Source organism: Clostridium carnis, from assembly GCF_054657435.1.
The window spans coordinates 892,076-918,943 of the sequence record NZ_BAAHYS010000001.1 but is presented as its reverse complement, the minus strand read 5'-3'; the positions used below and the strand labels follow the sequence as shown (position 1 = coordinate 918,943).

21 protein-coding genes, 2 pseudogenes and 1 riboswitch are annotated in these 26,868 nt (G+C 26.3%); of the genes and pseudogenes, 17 read left to right on the top strand and 6 right to left on the bottom strand.

Annotated features, from left to right (window positions below; translation table 11 throughout):
- Nucleotides 1–43: 43 nt before the first annotated feature.
- From ACYQ1T_RS04240 to ACYQ1T_RS04205, 8 genes are all read left to right on the top strand, one after another.
- On the top strand, nt 44–2,143 hold the full coding sequence (locus tag ACYQ1T_RS04240) for a HelD family protein (protein WP_459832168.1): 2,100 nt from the start codon (nt 44–46) through the stop codon (nt 2,141–2,143).
- A 296-nt stretch (nt 2,144–2,439) separates the two neighbouring features.
- On the top strand, nt 2,440–2,922 hold the full coding sequence (locus ACYQ1T_RS04235) for a DUF6106 family protein (RefSeq protein WP_459832166.1): 483 nt from the start codon (nt 2,440–2,442) through the stop codon (nt 2,920–2,922).
- A 21-nt stretch (nt 2,923–2,943) separates the two neighbouring features.
- A complete protein-coding gene (locus tag ACYQ1T_RS04230; RefSeq protein WP_459832164.1) occupies nt 2,944–4,053 on the top strand; it encodes an ABC transporter ATP-binding protein in 1,110 nt (369 codons plus the stop codon).
- 313 nt (nt 4,054–4,366) lie between these two features.
- A riboswitch (cyclic di-GMP riboswitch) is annotated at nt 4,367–4,456 on the top strand.
- Between the two features lie 323 nt (nt 4,457–4,779).
- On the top strand, nt 4,780–5,517 hold the full coding sequence (locus ACYQ1T_RS04225) for an acyltransferase (RefSeq protein WP_459832162.1): 738 nt from the start codon (nt 4,780–4,782) through the stop codon (nt 5,515–5,517).
- 50 nt (nt 5,518–5,567) lie between these two features.
- Nucleotides 5,568–7,688 (top strand): methyl-accepting chemotaxis protein, encoded by a 2,121-nt coding sequence (locus tag ACYQ1T_RS04220; protein ID WP_459832159.1) that lies wholly within the window; start codon nt 5,568–5,570, stop codon nt 7,686–7,688.
- A gap of 252 nt (nt 7,689–7,940) precedes the next feature.
- The gene (locus tag ACYQ1T_RS04215; protein ID WP_459832156.1) at nt 7,941–9,755 is read left to right on the top strand and encodes an ABC transporter ATP-binding protein; all 1,815 of its coding nucleotides are present in this window, start codon (nt 7,941–7,943) and stop codon (nt 9,753–9,755) included.
- Nucleotides 9,755–11,545: an ABC transporter ATP-binding protein gene (locus ACYQ1T_RS04210; RefSeq protein ID WP_459832154.1), complete on the top strand. Its 1,791-nt coding sequence runs from the start codon at nt 9,755–9,757 to the stop codon at nt 11,543–11,545. The genes ACYQ1T_RS04215 and ACYQ1T_RS04210 overlap by 1 nt, the downstream gene beginning before the upstream one ends.
- A 1,631-nt stretch (nt 11,546–13,176) precedes the next feature.
- The gene (locus tag ACYQ1T_RS04205) at nt 13,177–13,404 is read left to right on the top strand and encodes a hypothetical protein (protein WP_459832152.1); all 228 of its coding nucleotides are present in this window, start codon (nt 13,177–13,179) and stop codon (nt 13,402–13,404) included.
- A gap of 356 nt (nt 13,405–13,760) precedes the next feature.
- Here ACYQ1T_RS04205 and istB read toward each other — a convergent pair whose 3' ends face one another.
- Together istB and istA are read right to left on the bottom strand one after the other, a co-directional pair.
- Complete coding sequence (istB, locus tag ACYQ1T_RS04200; protein WP_459831189.1) at nt 13,761–14,519, bottom strand: IS21-like element helper ATPase IstB; 759 nt, start codon at nt 14,517–14,519, stop codon at nt 13,761–13,763.
- A pseudogene (istA, locus tag ACYQ1T_RS04195) lies at nt 14,513–15,801 on the bottom strand (IS21 family transposase). Before istA ends, istB begins: the two are co-directional and overlap by 7 nt.
- Nucleotides 15,802–16,264: 463 nt before the next feature.
- On the opposite strand from istA, the gene ACYQ1T_RS04190 reads away from it, so the two are divergent.
- Nucleotides 16,265–16,357, top strand: coding sequence for an ATP-binding cassette domain-containing protein (locus ACYQ1T_RS04190; protein WP_459836450.1), 93 nt, complete (start codon nt 16,265–16,267; stop codon nt 16,355–16,357).
- A 260-nt stretch (nt 16,358–16,617) separates the two neighbouring features.
- On the opposite strand, the gene ACYQ1T_RS04185 is transcribed toward ACYQ1T_RS04190, so the two are convergent.
- On the bottom strand, nt 16,618–17,676 hold the full coding sequence (locus ACYQ1T_RS04185; protein WP_459832150.1) for a leukocidin family pore-forming toxin: 1,059 nt from the start codon (nt 17,674–17,676) through the stop codon (nt 16,618–16,620).
- A gap of 359 nt (nt 17,677–18,035) precedes the next feature.
- Between ACYQ1T_RS04185 and ACYQ1T_RS04180 the strand changes: the two are divergent.
- Nucleotides 18,036–18,380 (top strand): annotated as a pseudogene (locus tag ACYQ1T_RS04180) (ATP-binding cassette domain-containing protein); the annotation flags it as partial.
- A 379-nt stretch (nt 18,381–18,759) separates the two neighbouring features.
- Here the strand turns inward: ACYQ1T_RS04180 and ACYQ1T_RS04175 are convergent.
- Nucleotides 18,760–19,698, bottom strand: a complete 939-nt coding sequence (locus tag ACYQ1T_RS04175; RefSeq protein ID WP_459832148.1) for an L-lactate dehydrogenase — start codon at nt 19,696–19,698, stop codon at nt 18,760–18,762.
- A gap of 173 nt (nt 19,699–19,871) precedes the next feature.
- Nucleotides 19,872–20,243, bottom strand: a complete 372-nt coding sequence (locus tag ACYQ1T_RS04170; RefSeq protein ID WP_459832146.1) for a metal-dependent transcriptional regulator — start codon at nt 20,241–20,243, stop codon at nt 19,872–19,874.
- A gap of 244 nt (nt 20,244–20,487) precedes the next feature.
- Between ACYQ1T_RS04170 and ACYQ1T_RS04165 the strand changes: the two genes are divergently transcribed.
- The 7 genes from ACYQ1T_RS04165 (at nt 20,488) to ACYQ1T_RS04135 (ending at nt 24,746) form a co-directional block, all read left to right on the top strand.
- On the top strand, nt 20,488–20,697 hold the full coding sequence (locus ACYQ1T_RS04165; RefSeq protein ID WP_459832144.1) for a FeoA family protein: 210 nt from the start codon (nt 20,488–20,490) through the stop codon (nt 20,695–20,697).
- 32 nt (nt 20,698–20,729) lie between these two features.
- Nucleotides 20,730–20,951, top strand: a complete 222-nt coding sequence (locus ACYQ1T_RS04160) for a FeoA family protein (RefSeq protein WP_459832142.1) — start codon at nt 20,730–20,732, stop codon at nt 20,949–20,951.
- A gap of 46 nt (nt 20,952–20,997) precedes the next feature.
- Nucleotides 20,998–23,166 (top strand): ferrous iron transport protein B, encoded by a 2,169-nt coding sequence (feoB, locus tag ACYQ1T_RS04155; RefSeq protein WP_459832140.1) that lies wholly within the window; start codon nt 20,998–21,000, stop codon nt 23,164–23,166.
- Nucleotides 23,167–23,182: 16 nt separating this feature from the next.
- Nucleotides 23,183–23,335: a FeoB-associated Cys-rich membrane protein gene (locus ACYQ1T_RS04150; RefSeq protein WP_459832139.1), complete on the top strand. Its 153-nt coding sequence runs from the start codon at nt 23,183–23,185 to the stop codon at nt 23,333–23,335.
- Nucleotides 23,336–23,527: 192 nt separating this feature from the next.
- Nucleotides 23,528–23,848: a rhodanese-like domain-containing protein gene (locus tag ACYQ1T_RS04145; protein WP_459832137.1), complete on the top strand. Its 321-nt coding sequence runs from the start codon at nt 23,528–23,530 to the stop codon at nt 23,846–23,848.
- A 183-nt stretch (nt 23,849–24,031) separates the two neighbouring features.
- Entirely contained in the window at nt 24,032–24,370 is a 339-nt protein-coding gene (locus ACYQ1T_RS04140; RefSeq protein WP_459832135.1) for a hypothetical protein, read from the top strand.
- 49 nt (nt 24,371–24,419) lie between these two features.
- Entirely contained in the window at nt 24,420–24,746 is a 327-nt protein-coding gene (locus tag ACYQ1T_RS04135; protein WP_459832133.1) for a thioredoxin family protein, read from the top strand.
- 114 nt (nt 24,747–24,860) lie between these two features.
- Here the strand turns inward: ACYQ1T_RS04135 and ACYQ1T_RS04130 are convergent, their stop codons facing one another.
- On the bottom strand, nt 24,861–26,861 hold the full coding sequence (locus ACYQ1T_RS04130; protein ID WP_459832131.1) for a flagellin N-terminal helical domain-containing protein: 2,001 nt from the start codon (nt 26,859–26,861) through the stop codon (nt 24,861–24,863).
- Nucleotides 26,862–26,868 lie beyond the last annotated feature (7 nt).

Genomic DNA, 26,868 nt, shown 5'->3' with positions numbered 1-26,868 from the left:
AAATTACAATTAATATATTATAAAAGAAAAGGGGAGTGTAAGCTTGGATAGAATTGAACTATTAAAAGAAGAACAAAACCTAGAAAATACATTGAAGATTTTAAATGACGAAATTTTAAATTATGTTGAAAAAAGAAAAGGAATAGTAGATTATATACTTGATTATAGAAAGAAATTCATAGAGGAATATAAGGATGATGAAGATAAATTAATAGAGTATTTTGATCATGAAAGATATGTAAAGGAAGAATCCTATAGAGTAATAGATAGAAAATTATCAGAGTTTACAAAGCTTAAGGAGTCTCCTTATTTTGGAAAAATAGGGTTTATAGATGATGGATATTCAGAAAATCTTTATATTGGAAGATATGGATTAACACCAGAAGGAACGTATGAACCAGTAATAGTAGATTGGAGAGCTCCAGTTTCATCATTATTTTATAAAGGAATGCTAGGAAAAACTAGTTATAAAACACCTAATGGAGAAATTCCAGTAGATATATTAGAAAGAAGACAACTGATAGTAAAAAAAGCAAAACTTGAAGGTTTCTTTGATTCCGATGTAAATATACAAGATGAAATTCTTCAACTTGTGCTTTCATCTAATGCTGGTGAAAAGCTTAAAGATATAGTAATGACTATACAAAAAGAGCAAGATGAAATAATAAGAGCAGAAAGAAATAAAGTATTAGTTGTTAATGGAGTTGCAGGGTCAGGTAAAACAACAATAGCACTTCATAGAATTGCATATCTTTTATATAACTTTAGAGAGCAATTGACAGATAAGGTTTTAATACTTGGACCTAATGATATATTTATGGATTATATATCAGAGGTATTACCTACTCTAGGAGAGACAGCAGTTAAAAATGAAACCTTCTTAAGCTTTGCTTATAAAGAAATTGGTCTTAATGAACAAGTTATAGATATAACTGCATATTTAGAAGAAGTTCTTAAGGGTAACGATGTTATTATAGATGAAATAAAATATAAATCATCAAAAGCTTTCTTAGAATTTTTAGATACTAAAGTTCAAGAGTTTGAAGAAGGCTATTTTAAAGCAAAACCAGTAATATTCTGCAAGGAAGAAATAGTATCTTTAGAAGAAATAGATGAGTTATTTAATAAGCATTATAAATACATGCCTTTATTTAGAAGAAGTCAAAAAATAAAGAGAATATTAGTTTCTAAAATAAAAGATAAAAGAGATGAAAAAGTTAGAGAAATAAACCTAAAAACAAAAGAAAAACTAGCTTCGTTAACTAGTGAAGAGTTATTAATAGAAGAAAATAATATAGAATTCCAAAGAAAAAATGATATAAGAGATATTGTTAGAGAAGTTATGAACTCTAGAGCTGCCATTGATGAATGGATAGAAAATGAAAGTATAGTTAATATATATAAGAATGTAGCAAATGTAGAACTTCTTTCATATTTAGATTTGCCAGCTATATTATATTTAATGATTAAATTAGATGGTAAAAAAGTAGATGGAGAAATAAAGCATATAGTTATAGATGAAGCTCAAGATTATAATATGCTGCAATTTATAGTTTTAAAAGAGTTAACAGGATGTAGAAGTTATACTATAGTTGGAGATTCTAATCAAAGATTAGTTAAAGCAGAGGAAATACCTGCCATGCTTAAAATGAAAGAGCTATTTGGTGGTTTTGTTAAATTATATGAACTGAATAAAAGTTATAGATCAACACATCAAATAATGGAGTATTCAAGTAAACTACTAAATGAAAATGCAATAGTTCCATTTGTAAGAAAAGGTGAATTTGATGTATTAGAAACAGTAGTACCTAAGGAAGATAATGAAGGATTAATTGATACAATACTAAATCTTTTAGAAGACTATCAAGATGAAAAATATGAAAATATTGCAGTAATAACTAAAGGAAAAGCAGAACTTAGATTAATAGCTCCAGAACTTAAAAAGTTTACTAAAATATTATCTTTTGACAAGGAAGATATAATATATAGAGGTGGAAAAGTATTAGTACCATCTTATTATGCAAAGGGGCTTGAATTTGATGGAGTTATAGTTGTTGATTTTGATGATGAAACAGATGATTTAGTAAAATATATAATGTGTACTAGAGCTCTTCATAGGTTATCAGTAATAAAAGTAAAATAATAAATACTAATAGAATAAAAAATATTTAAATAAAAGAATATCATAAAATTTTGATATGCTCTCTTTATGGTAGACAGTTAAAATAATAAAACTGTAACTATAGAGGGAGCATTTTAATATTTTATAAAACAATATAAATTTATTTGTAGAAAATGTAGATTTTATTATTAATTATTTGTCATAAGTTAAGAAAAATAATTAATATCCTGAATTGTATTTGAAATTTTAAATGAGACTTATATAATTAAATTATACAGTGGGTGTAAACGATATTTGAGTAAGCAAGAGGTGATTAAATGGAATGTTTTTACGAGCAATTTCAAACTAAGAATTATGGTAAAATTCAAAGTATATTAAATAGTGTAGCTATTGGAGTTTTAATTATAGCAGGGCTTAATGCGGTTTTATTTAGATTAATAATGGCAGTAATATTTCTAGTTATATATGGAATTATAATAATAGTTTGTAGAAATGTTTTTGTAGAGTTTGAATATGAATTAACTAATGATGAACTTGTAATAGTTAAAATATTAGATATGAAAAAGAGAAAAACAGTAGCAACTGTAGATGTTAAAAGTATAACAGATGTAAGAGATGGAAGATCTAAAAGAAAAGAAAATACTAAAGTTGTTAAGGCTTGTTTAGATGGAATAAATTTAAAGCAGCAAGTAATTTATACAAAAACATCTTCAGGATTAGTAGGATTTCAATTAGCTATGGATGAAAAATTAATGATGATGATGAGAAGAATTAATCCATTAGCATTCAGTAATATATAAAATACAAAAGGAGAATAAAAAATGGCAGGAGTAGTATTAAAACATATACAAAAATCATATGAAAATGGTTTTAAAGCAGTTACAGATTTTAATTTAGATATTGAGGACAAGGAGTTTATAGTTTTTGTTGGACCATCAGGATGTGGTAAATCAACAACTTTAAGAATGATAGCTGGACTAGAAGAAATAACAGGTGGAGAATTATATATAGATAATAAGTTAGTAAATGATACTGCACCTAAAGATAGAGATATAGCAATGGTATTCCAAAACTATGCATTATATCCACATATGACAGTTTATGATAATATGGCATTTGGATTAAAATTAAGAAAAATGCCTAAACAAGAAATAGATGAAAAAGTTAGAGAAGCAGCTAAGGTACTTGATATAGAACATCTTTTAGACAGAAAGCCAAAGGCTTTATCAGGTGGTCAAAGACAAAGAGTTGCTATGGGAAGAGCTATAGTAAGAAATCCTAAAGTATTCTTAATGGATGAACCTTTATCAAACCTTGATGCTAAATTAAGAGTACAAATGAGAATAGAAATTTCTAAGTTATATAATAAATTAAATACAACATTTATATATGTAACTCATGACCAAACAGAAGCTATGACTTTAGGAACAAGAATAGTAGTAATGAAAGATGGGGTTATACAACAAGTAGCTTCACCGACTGAGATATATAATCATCCAGCAAATCTATTTGTTGCAGGATTTATAGGAAGTCCTCAAATGAATATGACATATGGAGAAACTTTAATTAAGGATAATAAGAATTATCTAAAGGTATTTGGAGAATTGCTAGAAATACCAGAAGATAAGGTTAAGATATTAAAAGAAAAGAATGCAGAAAAAATAGAAACTTTAGTTGGTATAAGACCTGAAAACATTATTCATGGAAAAGAAGCATTAGAAGCTTCAGGAGTTACTAGATTTAAAGGTGAAGTTGATATAATGGAAAATCTAGGGGCAGAAACTTATATCCATATTAAGAAAGATGGAGCTAATTTTATAATTAAGTCAAGATCTGGAGAAGGTTATAGAATTGGAGACGTTATAGAATTTGGATTTGATCAAAATAAGATACATGTATTTAATAAAGAAGATCAAGTTACAATATATTAAGATAGAGAAAAAATGCTAGGAATAACCTTAATGTCATTTTGTTAACGAAATGGCATTGGGATTTATCCTAGCTTTTTCTATTCATTAGAAAGTTATAGAAGTGGGTAAATTAAGGATAGCTTAATTGTGATTTTAAAACTAAAGATGTTTTTCAAAAGAATGAAATATAAAAGTTTAATTATAAATTAAATATAAATTATTAAAAAGATGAATTATTTAGGTTTAATTACCAATTTATTTGGTAAAACCTGCAAAAATATGTTGAAAGTTGACAAATTTCATGTAATAATACTATAGTATGAACAAAACCTATAATGTTAAATAGCACACTTATCGAAAGATAGGGTCGCAAAGCTATGAGTCTAAGGAAAATTTTATTTTTTATGATTGTCAGGCTGCCAAAGTATAGTTATAGATATAAGTCTATATTTTTTAAAATTTTGGTGTCTATATTATTTAGGCATTTTTTTATTTCTCTGAAATTTTCAGAGGTAAAAGTAAAGATTTAGTATGAAATTATTTATTTAGTAAGTATATAAAAAGGGATATATACTTAATTTTTTCTTATGTAAAATACTTTTGAGCTCTAGATAATGTATAGTTTAGTATTCCATTAGAGATAGCAATTATAAAGAGGCAGTAAAAATAAAAATCGTAAGGAGTAATAAATTGTAATGAAGGGAGGAAAAGGTTATTTTTTTACGATTTTAATAATCGCAATAATAGATGAGCAGAATAAATAATTTATTGAATGAAGTAGAAGAAATAATAAACAGAGGAATAACTGAGGATGGAGTAAGAGAGATTCTAGAAATATTAAAATGTCCTTTTCCCATAGAAATTTTAGAGGAAGCTAAGTTATATGGGGATTATTTGCCTAAAAATAAAGAGATATCATTTTCAAAAGAAAAAAGATATTTACATTTTTTATGGGATGTTTTAGATAAGTCACCAATGTGTCTTATAGCTAATTTTTCAATTCCTTTTAGAAGAATATTAGCAAAAAAATTATTTAAGTCTTGTGGTAGAAATCTTATAGTTGAAGAAAATGTACGTTTTAATGTACCAGATAATATTGAAATAGGTGATGATGTATTCTTAAATAGAGGAATATTTATAGATTCCAAAGGTGGATTGAAACTTGGGAATTCAGTAGTTGTTACTGAAGGTGTAACAATATTTACACATTCTCATTTAGAACATGATCATTCAATAAGAGGTTATAATCCTGTGATTTTAGAAGATTATTCTAAGGTATATTCAAATTCAACAATTTTACCTGGAGTAATAATTGGAAAACAATCTATAGTAGGTGCTTGTTCGTTAGTAGATAAAAATGTAGAAGAAAATTCTTTAGTAGCTGGAGTACCAGCTAAGAGAATAAGATGCAGAAAGAACTTTGATAGAAATGAACATGAGTTAAAGCATATATGGCTTACTGATGGAGATTTTCAAAAGATATAACTCACGACAAAATAAAATAATATTGTAGTAACGAATTAAGGGGTGACAAAATGAAAATATCTTTTAAATCTAAATTAATGGTAGTAATTTTACCATTAGTTATAGTTGGATTATTATCATTAACTGGAATAGCATATTTTAGTTTCAATAATATAATTGAAAAAGAATTAACACAAGCCATGTCAACAAGAACTTCAGAAGCTACTAACCATATTAATACTTGGTTAACGGGTAAGCTTGCAGAAGTTCAAGAAACTGTTAATAGTCCTATGGTAAAACGTGTTTTAGAAAAAAATCCAAGCTTAAATTTCGATGGAAATAGTGAATCTATAGCACTTATAGATGAACTTAATTTAGCACGTTGGAATTTTATTAAAAATACATATCCAGATCAATATGCGGCTTTACACATTGTAAATCCTTTAGAACAAAATGAATGGGGAAATCAAGATAATGCAGGTAAGTTAAAAGCACGTTATTATAATGTTCAAAAGGGAGCTTCAAGTACTTCTCCATGGGCTAAAGCAGGAGCAGCAGAAACTTTAGAAAGATTTGCAGCTAATGGTGGTGTTCCATATGATGTTATATTAAAACCATCATATTCAGAAGCTTATCACTCAAATATGGTATTAATGCTTGCATGGTTAAAAAATGAATCAGGAAAAACTATAGCAGGAGCAGCTGCAAGTTTAAAAATTGAGGCTATTCAAGAAATAGCTAGGAATATAAAGTATGGACAAAAGGGATACGGTATGCTAATTTCAGATGATGGAACATTTATAGTTCATCCAGATGAGAATTGGGCAATGAAAGAAAAGATTACTACTGTTAATGATTCTGAACTTACTGAACTTGGAGGGCTTATAGAAAAGAATAATCAAGGAGTATTCCGTTTTGGTACAGGTAAAGAAAAGAAAATAGCTTTTTATTCAAAAGCTCCAATAACAAATTGGACTGTAGTTAATGTAGTTTATGAAAGTGAATTATTTGATGAGTCTAATAAAATGTTAGCTATTATGTTAGCAATAGCTTCAGCAATTTCATTAATAGTAACAGCAACTATATACTTCGCATCAAGTTATCTTGTTAAACCATTAACTAAGCTTAGTAATTTTGCAGATACAGTATCTACTGGTGATTTAACAGGTGCTGTAGAGGTTAATTCAGAAGATGAAATTGGAAATTTAGCAAAAGCATTTAATAATACTGTTAAGGCATTAAGAGGATTATTAACTGATATTAATCAAGAGTCTAATAAAGTTAATACTTTATCAAAGGGACTAGCTAGATCTTGTGATGAATCTAGTAAAGCTACAGAAGAAGTTGCTAAAACAATTCAACACGTAGCAGAAAATACAACTCAACAAGCAGAACAAGTAGCTTTAGCTGTTGAAAAAACAGTAGAGATGCAAGAAGCAAGTAAAGCTGTTACTAGTAAGTGTAATTACATGCTTGAAACTGCAGAAGAATCACATAATATAAGTGCAGTTGCATTTAAAGCTGTTGATAAAGCAGTATATAGCATGAGGGTTATTGTTGAAAATAATGAAAAGAATTTAGAAGAAAGTAGAATATTACTTAATAAATCTTCTGAAATTGGTAAAATTATCGAAGTTATAACTAGTATAGCTGATCAAACTAATTTATTAGCTTTAAATGCAGCTATTGAAGCAGCACGTGCTGGAGAACAAGGTCGTGGATTCGCTGTTGTTGCAGATGAAGTTAGAAAACTTGCAGAACAATCATCAGGTGCAGCTAATCAAATATCTACATTAATTAATGGAATACAAAAGCAAATTTCAAATATAACAGAAAGTATGGACGAAGGTTCAAAGGAAATTACTGATGGTATGAAGGTTGCTTTAGAAGCAGGAAACCATTTTGAAGATATAGAAAAAGCTATTAGAAATATATTCTCTGTTGTACAGGATGTTTCATCAGCAACAGAAAATATGATTGATAAAGCTCAAAGTACTGTAAAGGAAATGAAAACTACATCAGATATAGCAGAAGATACTGCATCAGCTACAGAGGAAGTATCAGCATCAGCAGAAGAACATACAGTTACTATGGAAGAAATAGGAGAAACTGCTAATGAATTATCAGGGCTTTCTGATAGACTTAATGAGCTAGTTGCGAAATTTAAGACATCTAATGATGATACAAAGTAAATTTAAAGTTTAAAAGTAATAAAGACTATATTGTAAGATTTTTTTAATCATTGCAATATAGTCTTTTTTATAATATAAACATAAAATAGGAAAGTGAACATTTATTAGAAAAAGTGAAAAATTTATGGGAAGTAGTTACGATAGATAAAGTAAACAATTTGTTAATGATATAATTAACAAAGGAAAGTTTAATATTGGGATTAATATAAGTAAAGAGTTTTTTATAAATAATAATAGGGGAAGGGATTAATTATGAGTGAGGATAATAACAAAAAGAAGAATAGAAGTACACTAACGAATTTAAAGTTTTTAATAAGCAATGCTTGGAAATGGGATAAGAGTGTATTCTTGCAATTAGGGCTATTTACAATATTTACGTCATTAACTCCATTTATAGGAATATTACTTCCAAAGTTTTTATTAGATGAGCTTACTGGAGAAAAACGAATTAATATTTTAATAATTATACTTATAGTATTTTTTATAATATCAGCAATAGTTAATTATTCAGCAGCACATTTAAAGGGGGCATATTTTCCTAAACTAATTAATATTAGATTTAATTATATAACTATGCTTTCTGAAAAGTGTATGGTTATGGATTTTAAAAATACAGAAGATCCAATAATTTTAAACAATATAGAATCTGCCATTAATGCAGTTAATAATAATGATAGTGGAATAGAGGGAACATATCATAGATTATTTGGGATTTTAGGTAAAGTAGTAGCTTTTATAGGTTATATAGCTATTGTAGTAACCTTAAATCCATTAATACTTTTATATTTAGTTGTTAACGTTTTAATTGTATACTTTTTAACTTTAAAAGTTAAAGAATATGAATATAGCAAAAAAGATAGTATAGCTGAGTATGATAGAAAATCAGATTATATTTATAAAACCATGTATGATTTTTCTTATGGAAAAGACATTAGAGTATATGGATTTAAAAAAATACTTGAAGATAAGTTTAAGAATTATAAAAAAGAGAGAGTCAATATATCTAAAAAAATAAAAGATAAAGAATTTATTGTAGGAATAGTTGAAACTGTACTTCTTTTATTTAGAGAAGGAATTGTATATGCTTATTTAATTTATAGTGTAATTTATAGTGGTATGGGAATAGGGGACTTTACCATGTATTTTGTAACAATAGGTGGTTTTGCTAATTGGATGAAAACTATCCTTGATGATATTGCACATATAAAAGCTCAAAATATGTATATAAATGATTTTAGAGACTTTTTAGATATAAGTAATGAGTCAAATAAGGAAAAGTTAGTGGATATTAAAAAAACTAAAAAATATGAAATAGAATTTAATAATGTCTCATTTAAATATCCAGGAAGTGAAAAATATATATACAAGAATTTATCTTTTAAAATAAAGTCTGGTGAGAAATTAGCTATAGTAGGGATAAATGGAGCAGGAAAAACTACTTTAGTAAAGCTTATAACAAGACTTTATGAGCCTACAGAAGGAGAAATTTTATTAAATGGAGTAAATATAAAATACTTTAATAGAGAAAATTACTATAAATTATTTTCAGTTGTATTTCAGGAAATTAAAATGTTTGCATTTTCAGTAGCTGAAAATATTGCTTTAGATAAAAGTGATTTAATTAATAGGGAAAAGGTTATTGAGTGTATAGAAAGAGCGACAATGAGTGAAAAAATAAATTCACTTGAAAAAGGTATAGATACAAATATTCTAAAAATATTAGATGATGAGGGCGTAGAATTTTCAGGAGGAGAAAATCAAAGGATAGCATTAGCAAGAGCATTATATAAAAATGGACCAATAATTATATTAGATGAACCAACAGCAGCACTAGATCCTGTAGCTGAATATAATATTTATAAGGATTTTAATAAACTTATAGGAAATAAGACAGCGATATATATTTCTCATAGGTTAGCAAGTACCCGTTTTTGTGATGCTATAGCATTTTTTGAAAATGGGCAAATAAAGGAATATGGAACGCATGAAGAACTTTTAAATAAGGGTGGAAGCTATAGTGAGATGTTTAATGTACAAGCACAATATTATAAGGAGGATACAGTATAATGGAAGAAAATAATATTAAAAAAAGTGATTTCTCTATTTTAGTTCATTTTATTAAAATAACTAATAAAGTTTCAAAAACATATATTCCATTTTTAGTCCTGGCCTCTATATTTAAAGCAGTAGTTCCATTTATAAATATTATAATGCCAAAATTTATAATAGATGAACTTATGGGATCACAAAGAGTAGAGAAATTTGTTGTGCTAATTTTAATTACTATAGTTGGAAATGCTATTCTATCCATTATAAATAAATGGTTTGATAAGTCTACAGCAATTAGAAATGAAGAAATTTTAGCTGGATTTGATTTGTTAATTGGGAAGAAAATAATGGATATGGATTTTGAGAAAATAGAAGATCCAGAAATATTAAATCTTAAAGAAAGAGCATTATTCCCTATTCATAATCAATTAGCACTTACTAGAATGATAAGTGGAATAATGAATATTTTAACTCAAATATTAACTATTATAGGGTTAATAGGAGTTATAGTAACTCTAAATGTTTTTATTATAATTGCTATTACTTTAATAGTAATATTAAACATGTTAATATATAAAAAATCACAAAATCTACAATATAAATTTAACAATAAGCTTATACCTATAAATAGATACTTTATGTATTATTTGCAAACTACAACTGATTTTTCTTTAGGGAAGGATATTAGATTATATAGTATAGCATCACTTATTATTGATAAGATAAAAAAGTTTAATAAAAATAGTATAGATATATTTGGTAAGATGTTTAAAAGACTTAGTATTTATGACGGAATTAATCAAGTAAATTTACAAATTCAAATGGTAGTTGTATATGGATATATAGCTTATAAGTTGTTAGTAAATAGTATAAGTATAGGAGACTTTACATTATATACAAATGCAGCGATTAACTTTAGTAACTCTATATCAGAAATTTTCAATAATTATGTAGAACTAAGACAAATGTGTAGATATCTTGAAGCTTATATTGAGTTTGAAAGTATAGAAGTATCTAATAAAACAGGAATGAAAAAATTAGATAAAAATAAAGAATATAATATAGAATTTAAAAATGTATGGTTTAAATATCCAAGAGCAAAGGATTATACTTTAAGTGAAGTATCTATTAAAATAAATAATGGTGAAAAACTATCTGTTGTAGGACTAAATGGAGCTGGGAAAACAACCTTTATAAAACTTTTAACTAGATTATATTCGCCAACTAAAGGAGAAATATTATTAAATGGAGTTAATATAAATGAAATAGATTATAAAGAGTATATGAAAATTTTATCAATAGTATTTCAAGATTTTAAGCTTATGGCATTTTCAATTAAAGAAAATATAACAATAGATAAATTAAATGAGATTGAAGATAAAGAAATAATTGAAGTTTTAAAGAAAACTGGTTTTGATAAAGATTTAAAGAAATTAGATAAAGGAATCAATACATTCCTATATAAAATATTTGAAAAGGATGGAGTAGAACTTTCAGGAGGTCAGTCTCAAAAACTTGCAATTGCTAGAGCTATATATAAAAATGCACCAATAGTTGTATTAGATGAACCAACAGCGGCCTTAGATCCACATTCAGAATATGAGATATATAGCAAATTCAATGAACTTATAGGAGGAAAGACTACAATATATATTTCACATAGACTATCAAGTTGTAAGTTCTGTGATAAAATAGCTGTTTTTAATAAAGGTAAGATAGTTCAATATGGTAGCAATGAAGAACTTATAAAAAATAAAGGTAGTGAATATGAAGTTATGTATTCAGCACAGGCTCAATATTATATTTAAATAAAAAGGATTAACTTAATTATATTTAAATTGCTCAATTTAAAAAAATTGAATTTATAAAATTAACATAATTTTATATCACTTTTTATTGATATATATACAACGGTGCTTTACATTTTCTTTATAAGTTTATTTATAGTAAAGAAAAAACTATAATTTTAACAGATTACAAATGCTTAAAATCATCATTTACTCTTTTAGTATTAAAATTATTTTTTTAAACAAAATTTTAATAAAAAACAATTTTTTACGAATTTCATCATTAAATCTATTCGTAGTTATATTTTATCTACTATTGTAGTTATTATAGTTTCAGATAAAGTTTTAATAAGAGTTCAATATAACTTGTTTGGTGCAGTCACTAATATAATTGTTTTCAATTTGCTATACAGCAGTATTATCCATATATATATTCAGAAAAAAACATTATATTTTTTGCAAGGGGATGTAATAGTAAAGTTTGTTCCTAAAAAGTTTAATGTTTATATAATATTAAGGGTATTAATGATTTTTATAAAAACATATTTACCTGTAATAACATTATCAATACTAATATTTAAAGATATTTTTATAAATCCTATTTATATTTTTTATATATGTTCGTTAGCATTTATAATTTCAATTATATTTTTAAATGTTATAATATCTATTTTGTATAGATATTTATTAAATATAGTAAATAAATTAATAAACTTTATTACTTTCTTATATTACTAGTTTAGTTATTTATCAATCAGCTATTACACCTATATGGTATTTAGAAAGTTTAGAAAGATATTTGAAAAAAGAGGACTTGATTTTGAATAAAATAGATATAAACTTTTTTCAAATTATGATTATTCTGATAATATTTATAATCTCTATAATTAGTATTTACCTTATATTATTTTTTTTCTTTGCAGATAACATTAATAGTATAGAGATATCTATTATTAGCATTAAGATATCATTAAGTCTTACTATAGTTCAAACCTTAATTAGCTATTTTCTTGGAAAGGTGAGTTTTGAAAAGAATATAAATATAGATACGGATTATAAAGTTTTGAAAAATTACAATATTAGAGTTACAATGAATGGAATAATTAAAGTTAAAACAAAAGTATTGTCAGCAATTTTGCTTCCTAAAGTCTTATCTGTTTTTTGTATTATTATTATTTCGAGTTTAATTATTTATTAAAACACCTATTTAGCTTTAATTTATTTTATATTAATGCTCCAACTTTTATTTTTAAAAGAAATAAGTGGACTTTGGCTAATAAAATCTACAAATAAGTTTAATAGCAATAAAATGATAAATAAAATATTAAATTTTATTTTGATAAGTATTACTTTAAGGACATTAATAAATTTATATTTTCACACAGAAATAATTTAATTTATATATGGATAACTAGTGCTATTAGCAAATTTAATAGTTTTATATTTGTTTAATTTATTTATAAATAAGGAGAGAATAAATGTTATCTTTAGTGATTATAGTATAGATAGGAAAGAGTTAAAAGAGAGTAAGTACCGTACTTAGAATAGATATTAGTAAGAATATATTACCATTAGAAATAGCAGTAAAGGATTTATATAGTAGTGGTATATACTTATTAGAAATAGAAAACAAGTATGGAGGAACAAAGGAGGTGGAATTACACACAATAAGATACAAAGATAACGATATTGTTGTCTTACTTGACAGCAATATGAAATTAGTTAAGCCTATATATCATTACTTGAAATATCTTAGACAAAAAGATAGAGCATTTAATACTATGAAGGCTAATGGAAGAGATCTAAAATTATATTGGGATTTCTTAAATAGAGAGCATTACCAATATGAAGAAATTAAGAAACTTAAAGAAGATAAGTAAAACTTAATTATTCAGTTAGTTAAAATGGAAGAACTTAAAGATGAAAATAAAAGATTAAGGGAGCAATTAGATAAATTAAAAAGTTGAAGTAAGTGGCAATAGTAATAAATTATGAAACAGTAAAACTATATAAAAATGGTGGCGATTATTATAAGTAAAAAAAGAGATGTGTTAATGTTTAGAAGAATTTCTTTGATATTTTTGTTTGCTTCTATAATTATTTCTATTATAGGCACTCTTTTAAGTAGCGATATATTAGCAATTATTGGGGCAGTTTCGTTGATTATTTATGTTATAATGTCAGTATAAATGTCAAGTTAATGCTGTAAGTTTTTGATCATTTAAGAGTGTTGTTTTTAGTTCTCCTCAAAATTAAAATGATCTTTTAATCTATAAGAATTTCCAGTAATAGAAACTACGTGAGCATGGTGAAGTACCCTATCTAAAATAGCATTAGCTATTATAGGATCACAAAATATTTCATCCCAAGCATTAAAATTTATATTAGTAGTTATAATAGTACTTTTCTTTTCATAACGCATATCTATAAGTTGAAAAAATAGTTTTGAATCTTCTTTATCTATAGGTAAGTATCCTAATTCGTCTATAATCAAAAGCTTGTATTTACTAAAATGCTTAAGCCTTGAATCAAGCCTATTTTCTAAATTAGCTCTTTTTAATTGCTGTAATAAATCATTACATTTAATAAAATATGTGCTACATCTTCGCTTCGCGGCAGCGATACCTATAGAAGTGGACAGGTGAGTCTTTCCAACTCCACTTGTTCCTAAAAATACAATATTCTCTTTTGCTTGTAAGAAGCGTAATGATGCAAAATCTAATATTTGATCTTTATTTATACATGGTTGAAAATTAAAATCAAAGTCTTTAAGTTCTTTAGTGTGGGGAAATGCCCCTACTTTAACCATTGATCTAATCATATTTGCTTCTTTACAATCTATTTCATGAGATGTAAGTTTTATAAGAGTATCAACAAATGATAAATTGTTTTTTGTTGAAAAATCAATAACTTCATCTAAATGATTAACCATTTGCTTTAATTTTAAATACTCTAAATTATTAATTAATTGCATATACGCACTATTAGTTACCATATATTTCTCCTATCACTTTTAAATTATTTTTAGCTATTTCATTCATTTCATATTTAGAATTTTTTAATGTTAAAGAACTAATCTGTAAGTAATGATTATTATGATAATTTAATTTTTGATTTTTAATTTCATGGATAGTAACTAAATTTGTGCTATAATACAAATGTAGTTGATTGTCATATACTTGCAGTTTAAGTTTTTTGCCTATATATTCTGGTGGTACAGAATATTGGTTTGATTTATAAGAAATCATACTTTGGCTATTAACCTTAACACTTGTAGTTATGATGTTGTATTGATTTCTTATTTGTTATGTTGGAAGCGCAAATAAGAAATCTTTTTCTTTTTCTAAGTGTAGAACAGGAATTTTTCCAGTTGAAGTATGGCATGTCCCATTAATTCTGTTATTAAGTTTTGAAATCAATTCATGTAATTCATCAAAGTTGAGAGTACCATTATAAGCTCTAATCTCATCTAGTAATTTCATTGGTGCTTCTACTTTAGCTTTTGTATTCGGTCTACCTGCTATGCAGGGACGTACTTTAAAACCATAATCATCTGCAAACTGTTGAAATTTATTATTTACCTTTCCGCTTTGATAAGTTGTTCTTGGGTGATCCATAACAGTTTTCATATTATCTGTTAATAACTCTTTAGGAACGCCGCCAAAGGCTTCAAATGATTCATTTAAAAATGAAAATAATATATCTTGTGTTTTTTCTAATGATAATCTATAAATTCTAAACCTTGAATATGACAGTATTAAAACAAATATATTTATGTTAATAACTTCACCGTTGCTTAAAACAAAATCAATATTTTCTTTCCAATCTAATTGTGCTTGTTGTCCCTTATCCGTTTCAAATCTCATAGTAGATTTATTAGATATGTAGCCTTTTTTTCTACGTTTAAAATAGTCATTAAACTCAATATTATTAGATATGTATCTTCTAAAAGAAGATTGTGCACAGTCTAAGCCATGGTTATCTTTAAGATATTGCCATAGAACACGCTTATAATAGAATACTTGAATTGACTCTTCATTCAAAAGAGATTGTATAATAGGCTTAAAATCATCAATTGGTGATTTTCGATTTCGAGTTGATGGCTTAACATATCCATTTAAATATTTGCCTACGGTACGGGCATCCACGCCAAGTTCTCTTGCAATTTGACTTTTATTAACTTTCAAATTATTTACCTCCATAATTACTTTTAATTTATGAAGATCTACTAAACTATTAACTTTAATTTCTGAATTAACATTTACTTTTATAATCATAATTACCTCCGATTTCTCTTTGGTAATTATACTTTATAAAGTTATTTTATTACATTATTAAATGATCATTTATTTACATTCCTATCTTAACACTTATAGTCAGTAATATTTTGGCGATGTCCTTTCTGTAAAAAGCGATTGCCAATGAGGTTTGATGCAAAAAACAATGTTGATGAAATATTATGTCCACATTGTGAAGCTAATTTATTATATGTTGAGGAGAAAAAATAATACAAAAAGTCATTTTATTACTACACAATTTTAATCTAAAACGAAGTAACTACTTATTAGACAATAAAAAATGTATAAAATGAAAGGAGGATAGATTTAGTGAGAATTTGGTACTTATAATACATTCTCTTACTAAAGATAAAGTGTATTAGAAATAAATAATTTAAATTATAGTTATGATGGTAAAAAAAATTCTTGATGATGTTACCTTTAAAATAGAAAAAAAGGGAAAATATATTGTTTACTTGGAGTAAATGGAGCAGGTAAAACAACATTATTTAATTGTATTGCAGAATTTTTAAATAGCAATTTAGAATTTATATAGAAATATATAGAAAAATGAAAACCAACTATTCATTCAAAAAAACAGTAGATAGATTTGTTTTTACACAAATCTATCTACTGTCCCTCTCATCCTGAATAAAAAAGAAGTTGTTGCATTAATTAGTTAGTGCAACAATTTCTTTTTTATATTATTTTAGCCCATCTTTCACCAGTATTAATATCTCTTATAGTTATACATCTCCTAGTAGCAATAGAAGCTTTTACTATTCATAGAGACCATTTTAAATAATAATTTTTATATTAATTTTTTTCTCTAATTGTGTTATTTTCCCAGTCTATTTCAAATATAAATTCTTTTTGGTTACTCCAGACATCTATATGATTTTTATGTTTATTAAAGTACTCTTTATTCCAGGCCTCTTCATCTAAATTTCTTCCTCTCCATTGTGCATTCCAATATAGTTGATATAACAGTGATTCTCTACCAAGTGAAATTTTTACAGTTGATTTTTTAGTACCATTAGGTGCTGTCAGCACTAATCCCATGTTAGGAGAAAATCCCCCTGACATTAATGAGGATAATTGATCTTTAGAAGTTAAATTATTGTTTGCCTTTGCGGTATTATATCTTGATACCATAAATAGTTGATTACCATATAAAGTATTATAATCATGCACAGAATAACCCTCTTTATTTTGATTAAAGGTTATATCCCATTTAACATTATTATTTGTATTTATTGATTGTACAGTTTTATATTCTGGTTGAGAATAGGAGATAGATTTTGAATATGCAACAGAACCATTGATATTAGATTTAGAACCTTCTTTACTAACTTCTATTCCACCACCTAATGAATATGAGATTGAGCTATTAACTTCAGAAGTATCTATAGTATTTTTAGGAAAAGTTTCAGCAATTTTAACTTTTGGTGTTGAAGTTGAAGCGTGCACTTGATATTTATATGGCCAAAGAAGATAAGTTAGTTCTTTATATTCAGTATTAAATAAATTGTATGTAAGATTACTTGGAATAAAGCCTTTTAAGTTTAGTATGGTTGTCATTTCCGCTGAATTTTTATCATGTATAAATGTAGCATCCACGGTAGAAGTTATACCATCCTTACTTATTGTATCTGTGGAGGAATAGGTTGTAACTCTCTTATTATAAACTGTATCAATAGTAGAAGCTGATCCATTTGGATCTTTAGTGACAGTTGTTGTTGTACTAATATGATTATCAGATATTGGAGTAGTTGGATGTGGAATTACGGAATCGGTATTGGCAAAAACAACTTGTCCAGAAAATGAACTAATTAAGCTAATTGAAATTAGTGAAATTATTAATTTTTTTTTCATTTTATCACTCCTAATTATTAAATATAGTTATATGATAATATATATCTATTGACAATATTTCTCATATAACTATATTATACATAATTTTTTAAATATTTCAATAATAATTATTGAAAAAATAGATGGAATTTAAATAGAATAATTAATAGTGATTAATATAGTGAAAATAATTATAAATAAATAGGTATAGTATAAAATGGATTAAAATATCCTATATCAAAGATAAGGAAAGTAGATAGAGCAGATAAAAATAGAATTGTAATTCTAACGGTAGAAAAATTAGGGTTTTTATCAAGGGAGGTTAGAGATAATTAACTAGAGTACTTAGTATAATTACTACAACTGATAATTTTGAAAAGGATGGAGTAGAACTTTCAGGAGGTCAGTCTCAAAAACTTGCAATTGTTAGAGCTATATATAAAAATGCACCAATAGTTGTATTAGATGAACTAACAGCGGCCTTAGATCCACATTCAGAATATGAGATATATAGCAAATTCAATGAACTTATAGGGGGAAAGACTACAATATATATTTCACATAGACTATCAAGTTGTAAGTCCTGTGATAAAATAGCTGTTTTTAATAAAGGTAAGATAGTTCAATATGGTAGCCATGAAGAACTTATAAAAAATAAAAGTAGTGAATATGAAGTTATGTATTCAGCACAGGCTCAATATTATATGTATACTATCATCTATTAGTGTAAATAGAAAAAATCGTATCAATAATAAATCAGAAAAAAATTTAAAATTTAAAAAGATATGGCTATATAGCTATCTATTATTATTTATACCTATAATAGTAATCCAGTTATTAAAACTATTATAGTAAGGTAATTAAGATTTAACCATCAAAAAGTTGATTAGTAGTAGGAAATTTAACTTAGGAAACTATAAAGTTTAGGGACAGTAGTTGGTTTTATGCAAAAACAAAACTAACTACTGTCCCAATTTTTTTATGCTACACTTCTAGCTAATAATTCATATTAATCTGCAGTCATGTAATCAATATAAGAGTGTAAATCAAGAACTGAAGTATATAAAGATGAATTATCTATTCTCTATCCATTTTAAACTAAAGTTATTTATTATTTATTCTTTCAATATACTCTCTCATTAATTTAGCTGATGATAAGAACTTTTCATGTTCTTCATCAGTTAAATTTATATCTAAAACTTTCTCAATACCATTTTTACCTATAATTGAAGGAACACTTAAATATGTGTCATTTACCCCTAAATAATCATTAAGTAAAGTCGAAACTGTTAATATAGTTTTTTCATCTCTTAATATAGCTTCAACTATTCTTACAATAGCAACAGCAACAGCAAAAGCAGTAGCTCCTTTTCTGTTAATAACTTCATAAGCAGAATTTTTAACGTCTTGGGCTAAAACATTCTCTATTTCTTTATCCCATTCAATATTATATTGCTTAGCGAAGTCTTTTACAGGAATATTTCCAATCGATAGTGTTGACCAAGGAATAAATTCACTATCACCATGCTCACCAAGTACATGTCCTTGAACATTTCTTCCATCAATTTCGAAATATTTTCCAAGTAAGCTTCTAAGTCTTGCAGTATCTAATACTGTACCAGATCCAATTACTCTATTTATAGGGAAGGATGATAGCTTATAAGTCATATAAGTTAATACATCAACTGGATTTGATACTACAATAAGAATAGCATTTGGACTTAATTTAGATATTGTAGGAATAAAACTTTTGAAAATATTATAATTTTTATCTATTAGATCAAGTCTTGTTTCACCAGGTTTTTGACCTACTCCTGCAGTTATAATAATTATATCTGAATTAGCAGTATCTTCTAAAGAACCTAAAGAAACATTACAAGGCTTACATAAGGAACTACCTTGCATTAAGTCTAAAACTTCTCCTAGAGCCTTTTCTTGATTTATATCATTAAGCACTATTTCCCTAGCTACACCTTTTTGCATTAATGCAAATGCTGTAGTAGCACCTATTGAACCAGCACCTATTATGGAAATTTTACTCATTATCTATTACCTCCTTTATATTTGTATATTTTAATGATAATTATTTATTATTATCTAAGACAATACAAAATATTATATTTATATATTAACATTTATTAGAACTAAATGAAAGTAATTTTCAGTTAATAGTTGATATTATTTATATGTAAATAAAATAAATAATATTTAAAAGCTTATAGTCTATCTTTAAACAATTCTACAATTTTTTCAAAAGTTTTTTCACTTAATATATGCTCAATTTTACAGGCATCTTTTTCAGCCGTTTCTTCATCTAAATTAAGAGTTGCCATAAGATATTTCGTTATAAACATATGTCGTTTATATATTTCTTCAGCAGTAGATCTACCGGTATCGGTTAATTTAATAATTCCAGTATTATCAACAGAAATAAAGTTATGTGATTTTAATATATTAATTGCTCTACTAACACTTGGCTTTGAAAAACCTAATGTATTAGCTATATCTATAGAACGTACCATGCCGTTTTTCTTTTCTAAAATTAATATTGTTTCTAAATAATTTTCACCTGATTCTTGAAGCTTCATAAACACACCTGCCTTGTAAATAAAATAATATAACTGATATTATACTATATAATGTATTTTTATAGAATAATCAATAGATAAATAACAATATGTGGTAATATATAATACTGGCAAAATAAAACTAAGATACCAAATGGTATTGACAATCTTTATCAATTGCCATATACTGTTATTGGGTTAGCGATTGCTAACTGATTTTTTTGATAATTAGTTAGCTTATGCTAACTAAAAGGAGGTAAATGTTATGCCACTATCAATGGCTAAAACAGGAGAGGAATTATATATAAAGAAAATTAATGGAAAAGATGAGACTAAAAGATTTTTAGAAAGTTTAGGATTTGTTATTGGAGAAAAAGTTAAAGTTATTTCAGAGTTTAATGGAAACTTAATACTAAATATTAAAGAAACAAGAATTGCTTTAGATAAAGTTATGGCAAATAGAATTTTAGTGTAGATTTAATTATTAATTTATAAGGAGGAGATATTTTGAAAACATTAAGTTCAACTAATTTAGGAGAGACTGTAAAGGTTATTAAATTAAGTGGAGAAGGTGCAATTAAAAGAAGGTTAATGGATATGGGGATAACAAAAGGGACAACTATATTTGTTAAAAGGTTTGCACCTTTAGGTGATCCAATTGAAATAACTGTAAGAGGATATGATCTTTCACTTAGAAAAGTAGATGCAGAGAAGATAATGGTTGATTAATTTAAATATAGTCTAGTATGAAATTAATAAAAGTAGGGGGATTAAAATGAATATGAAAATAGCATTAGTAGGTAATCCTAATTGTGGTAAAACAACAATGTTTAATGAGTTAACAGGCTCTTATCAACATGTGGGGAATTGGCCAGGAGTTACTGTTGAAAAAAAGGAAGGAAAGTTAAAAGGGAATAGTTCGACTATTATTATGGATTTACCAGGTATTTATTCTCTTTCACCTTATACATTAGAAGAAGTTATAACAAGGGATTATCTATTAGAGGAAAAACCAGATGTAGTTATAAATATAGTAGATGCTTCAAATTTAGAGAGAAACTTATTTTTAACTACACAAGTATTAGAACTTGGTATTCCAACAATTGTAGCTTTAAATATGATAGATATTGTAAATAAGAATAATGATAAATTAGATACAGAAAAACTTTCAAAGCTTCTTGGTTGTAAGGTAGTTGAAACATCAGCTTTAAAAGGTAATGGAATAAAAAATCTTATTTCAGCTGCTGTTGATTTGACTAAAAGCAAGGAAGAAAATAAGATAATTCATAGATTTACAAATGATATAGAAAGTGCTTTAGATGAAATTTCTGTTTTTATGGATAAAAGTATATTAGAAAGCAATACTTTTAGATGGAATCTTATAAAGGTTTTTGAAAGAGATTCTAAGGCAATAGAAAAATTATCTTTAGGAAAAGAAGAACTAGAAAGTATTGAAAATATAATAGCTAAATATGAAGATATATTAGATGATGATAGTGAGAGCATAATTACAAATGAAAGATATAATAATATAAATAAAATTATAAAGAAGTGTTATAAGAAAAATAAAGAAGCTATATCATATTCAGATAAATTAGATAAAATACTTACAAATAAGTGGATAGCACTGCCAATATTTTTTGCAATTTTATGGGTAATTTATTATATTTCAATAACTACAGTAGGGGAAACAACTATTGGATGGGTTGAAAAGTTTTTTGAATGGGCTGAAGGTGGAGTTGAAGGAATACTTGTAAATATGCAAGCTTCAGAATGGGCAGTTAATTTAGTTACTAAGGGAATTATAGCCAGTATAGGAGCTATATTTACTTATGTACCTCAGTTGATGATATTATTTCTTTTCTTATCATTACTAGAAGATAGTGGATATATGGCAAGAGTAGCCTTTATAATGGACAGGATATTTAGAAAGTTTGGATTATCAGGAAAGTCATTTATACCAATGCTTATTGGAACAGGATGTTCTATTCCAGGAATAATGGCAAGTCGTACTATAGAAAATGAGAAAGATAGAAAAATGACTATCATGTTAACTCCATTTATTCCATGTGGAGCAAAGTTACCAGTTTTTGCAATGTTTATAGCAATGATGTTTAGAGGGTATTCATGGGTTGGACCATCTATTTATTTAATAGCAATTTTATCAGTTATTTTATCAGGAATTATTTTAAAAAGAACTAGAATGTTTAAGGGCGATCCAGCACCATTTGTTATGGAGTTACCAAATTATAAACTTCCAAGTGCTAAAGGCATAGTAATTCATATGTGGGAAAAAGCAAAATCATTTATTAAGAAGGCTGGAACAATTATATTTGTAGCATGTACAATATTATGGTTTATGCAATCATTTGATTTTTCATTAAATTATTTAGGTGAAGGTAAGATTAATGAAAGTATGTTAGCAACTATAGGTGAATCTATAAAGTGGATATTTATACCATTAGGATTTGGAGATTCATGGGTACCAGCAGTTGCATCTATTACTGGATTAGTAGCTAAAGAAGTTGTGGTTGCAACATTTGTATCAATAGGAGAATCTACTCCAATAGTATTTACACAAGTAACAGCATTTTCCTTTATGATATTTACTATATTTGCAGCACCTTGTTTTGCAGCTATAGGAGCAATGAAAAAAGAGTTTGGAAGCTGGAAGATGACTTCCTTTGCTGTTGGATATCAAATGGCTATAGCATATATATCAGCGACATTAGTAAATTTAATAGGTAATGCTATATTTAAGGGAACAAGTATTACTGAACCTCAAGTGCTAGATATAGGTTTAATGGAAGAGGCATCTGAAACAGCGGTTGTTCATGGAAATATTGTGCTTATTATATTTGGTGTAATTTTAGCAATAGGATTAATTGTAATTATAGCCAATAAGATCAAAAGCATGAAAGAATATTCCGACATAGCCGCTTAATATAAGGAGAAAATTTATGATTGATATTATTATAGTATTAGTAGTTATCTTGAGTTTAGGTTTTTCTATAAAGTCGCTTATTAAAAATAAAGGTAAGGGTTGTGGAGGAAACTGCTCAGGATGTGGAAAAAGCAGTTGTAATGAATTAAAGATAGTAAAAAATAAGTAAATGCTAATTATTGTAAATTAATATTTAATAAAAAATAGTGATAAATCCATTAGTGTTAAGAGTTTAAATTCTTAATATTAATGGATTTTATTTTTATATAATTATAAGTATATGTGAGTAAGTTACATAAATTTTGATTAAAATAGTATAAAATAAATTTATAAAAAAGGTTTATGGATAGGAGTGAAGAAAATGTTTAATTTTTTAAAAAGAGAAACTGGTAAAACAATTAATGTAAATGATATTGACAAATTAATTGGGAAAATAGATTTAATCGATATAAGAGAACAATATGAATATAAGGGTGGTAGTATAAAAACTGCAAAGAATATACCCATGAGAGAACTCTTAGCAAATACTGAAAAGTATTTAAAAAAGGATAAAGAGTATCATGTATTATGTCAATCGGGAGGAAGGAGCTCTTCAACTTGTAAAAGGTTAAGAGATAAGGGATACGATGTAGTTAATGTTTTGGGGGGAATAGGTTCATATTCAGGGAATAAAAGAAAATAGAAGAAAATAAATTGAAAGTTCATTAAGAAATTAAAGGGAAAATTGCAAAAATATTTATGTAATAAAAGAAAAAGTGCAAAAGTATGAAAGTTAAAAAATACCACTTGTTTACGTTTACAATAGTGATGCTAAATGATACTATAAAACTATAGAGAAGAAAATATTTGTTAAGAGGTGGTATTTATGATAGGTTTAAAAAAAGGTGTTATTTATTTTTTAGCTACAATGGGAGGGATATTTATTGCTTCAAATTTATTAAGTAATTTTATTAGCTTTACATTAAATGATAGCATATTTATGATTGCTATATTAGTATTAATTGGGGGAATTTTTTCAACAATAAACGAATCAGATGGATATCTTGCAGTTAATTATGTTGGAAATAATAAGCAATCTATAAATGAAGGAAAATTAGAAAAAATATTTGCACATGATTTAAAAGTAAATTTTGATATTGCGTTAGCACCAATAGCATGTATAATATCATCAATAGTAACTCTTGTATTAGCAATGGGAATATAAATAAAACACTATTTAAATAGAGATTAACAAATATATTAAGGAGATAAACATGAGGAGTTTAAATAATAAAGTAGAGGTTGAAGAATTAATAAAAAATAATAAAATAACAATAATATATTTTAGTGGTACCTCATGTGGAGCTTGTGAAGTAATAAAAACTAAAGTAGAAAAAATGTTAGTTAAATATCCAAATATAAATGCTGTAGAGGTAAATGGAGTTATAAATCAGGAATTAGCAGCAGAATATAGTATATTTTCTCTTCCGATTTTATTGCTTTTTGTAGAAGGAAAGGAAGCTATACGTTTTGGAAGATACTTTGATATTTTAGATTTTGAAAATAATATAAGTAGATATTATTCAATGATATTTAGTTAATATAATAATATAAAGATTTTATACCTGATTTAATAGACACATAGAAATTACTATTAAAGTATTTTCTATGTGTCTATTAATTTAATAATGGAATAAATATATATAATTTATATATTATCTTAATAGTGATAATATACTTTGTTGATTAATATTTGCTTGTGATAGCATAGCTTGAGAAGCTTGTTGTAAAATATTATATTTTAAAAGTTCACTAATACCTTTAGCCATATCTATATCTCGTATTCTACTTTCAGATGAAGTTAAATTTTCAGCAGTGTTATCTAAGTTAGAAATGCTATGCTCTAAACGATTTTGATATGCTCCTAATGTAGAACGTATTGTTGATACATATTTTAATGCATTATCACATGAGTTAATTGCTTTGTTAGCACTTGTAGTATTTGTTATAGATAAATTACTAATTCCTAAGTCTCTTGAAGTTGCACTACCAATTTTTAAATTTACACATTGTCCACTATTAGCTCCAAGTTGAATGTTAATTCCATCAGAATAATTAGATATTTTTCCATAGCCACCGCCAATAGGTACAGGAATATATTTTCCTTCACTATTAGTTCCATTAACTTTAGTTCCTCCACCACTAAAAACATTAACCGTTGAAGGATAAATATTTTGAACAGTAGGTGTTGTTGTATCTAATTTAAATAAATTAGTACTAATGGAAGAGTTACTTAATAAATCAGTATCTTTCAAATTACCAGAAACTAATCCACCATTACCTTCACCTACATTTTTAGTTAAATTAGAAATAAAAGTAGATGATTCTATATCTCCAAATTTATTTTCAAAATCTGATACACTTAAATATTTATCATTAGAAGCATCTTTTATAACAGAATCTAAACTATCTCCATTGGTAAGTTTGTTTAATATTGCACCAAGACCAGTAGCTATATTATCAATATTATTTCCACCAGCTAAATATCCTAAATACATAGATGCAAGATATCCAGTTCCATATTTTGCTTCAGTTGAGTTACTCTTAAGTATGTTAGATGGAGATGTTAAGTTTTTAGAAATATCGTCTAAAGATGTAGATTTATTAATATGTAAAGCATTATTTACCCAGTCATTATCATTATCATAACCACCAGATGCTGTTTGAGCCATACCTTCTTTGAACCAACCTGGAAATACATTGGTAGAATCCAATTTACCATTAGAAACTCCAATCATACCATTAGTAACTGATTCATCCATTAAAGCATGCATCATTTCATGAGCTATAGTAGACTCTAAGTTTCTTCTACTATCATCGGTTAGGTCTTTTTTTAAGTCATTATCTATAAATTTTAGTGTATTAGTATTAACTGATAATGTATATGTAAGAAGGTTTGTTGCCACAGACCCATCGCTATATTTACTATATCCAACTCCAACAGAAGCTAAAGTATTGGTAGAAGCATCTGTATAAATTTTTAATCCTATTCCTATAGATGAATTCTCTAAATAGTCAAATGCAGGTGAATATTGTTTTAAAATATTAGTTACAGCTTGTGGAACTATTTCTGTTTGTAATTTATCAGATAATATAGGGAAAGTAGCTGAATTGTTTAAAGTTCCAGAAGAAGTAGCTGTTGTTGCAAAATTATCTGTATTTTCAACATAAATAATATTTAAACCATTGGAGCTATTAACAACTGAACTTAATGAATCACTTTTTACTGAATTTCCAATTGAACCATTTAATAATTTTTTATTATTAAATTCAGTATCATTAGCTATTCTATCAACTTGTTTAATTAATTGTTTAATTTCAGTTTGAGTTGCATCTCTATCTTCAGTGGTATATATACTATTAGATGCTTGAACAGATAATTCTCTTAATCTTTGTATTATATCAGTAGTTTCAGATAAAGCTCCATCAGCTGTTTGGATAAGAGAAATACCATAAGAAGCATTTCTTGAAGCTTGCTCTAGTCCTCTAATTTGAGAACGCATTTTTTCAGAAATGCTTAAACCAGCAGCATCATCAGCAGCTGAATTTATTCTAAATCCGGTACTTAATTTATTACTAATTTTATCTCTTAAATTAGAACTTGAACTCATAGCTCTATTAGATGTTAAAGCAGATATATTGGTGTTGATGGACATTAAAAAC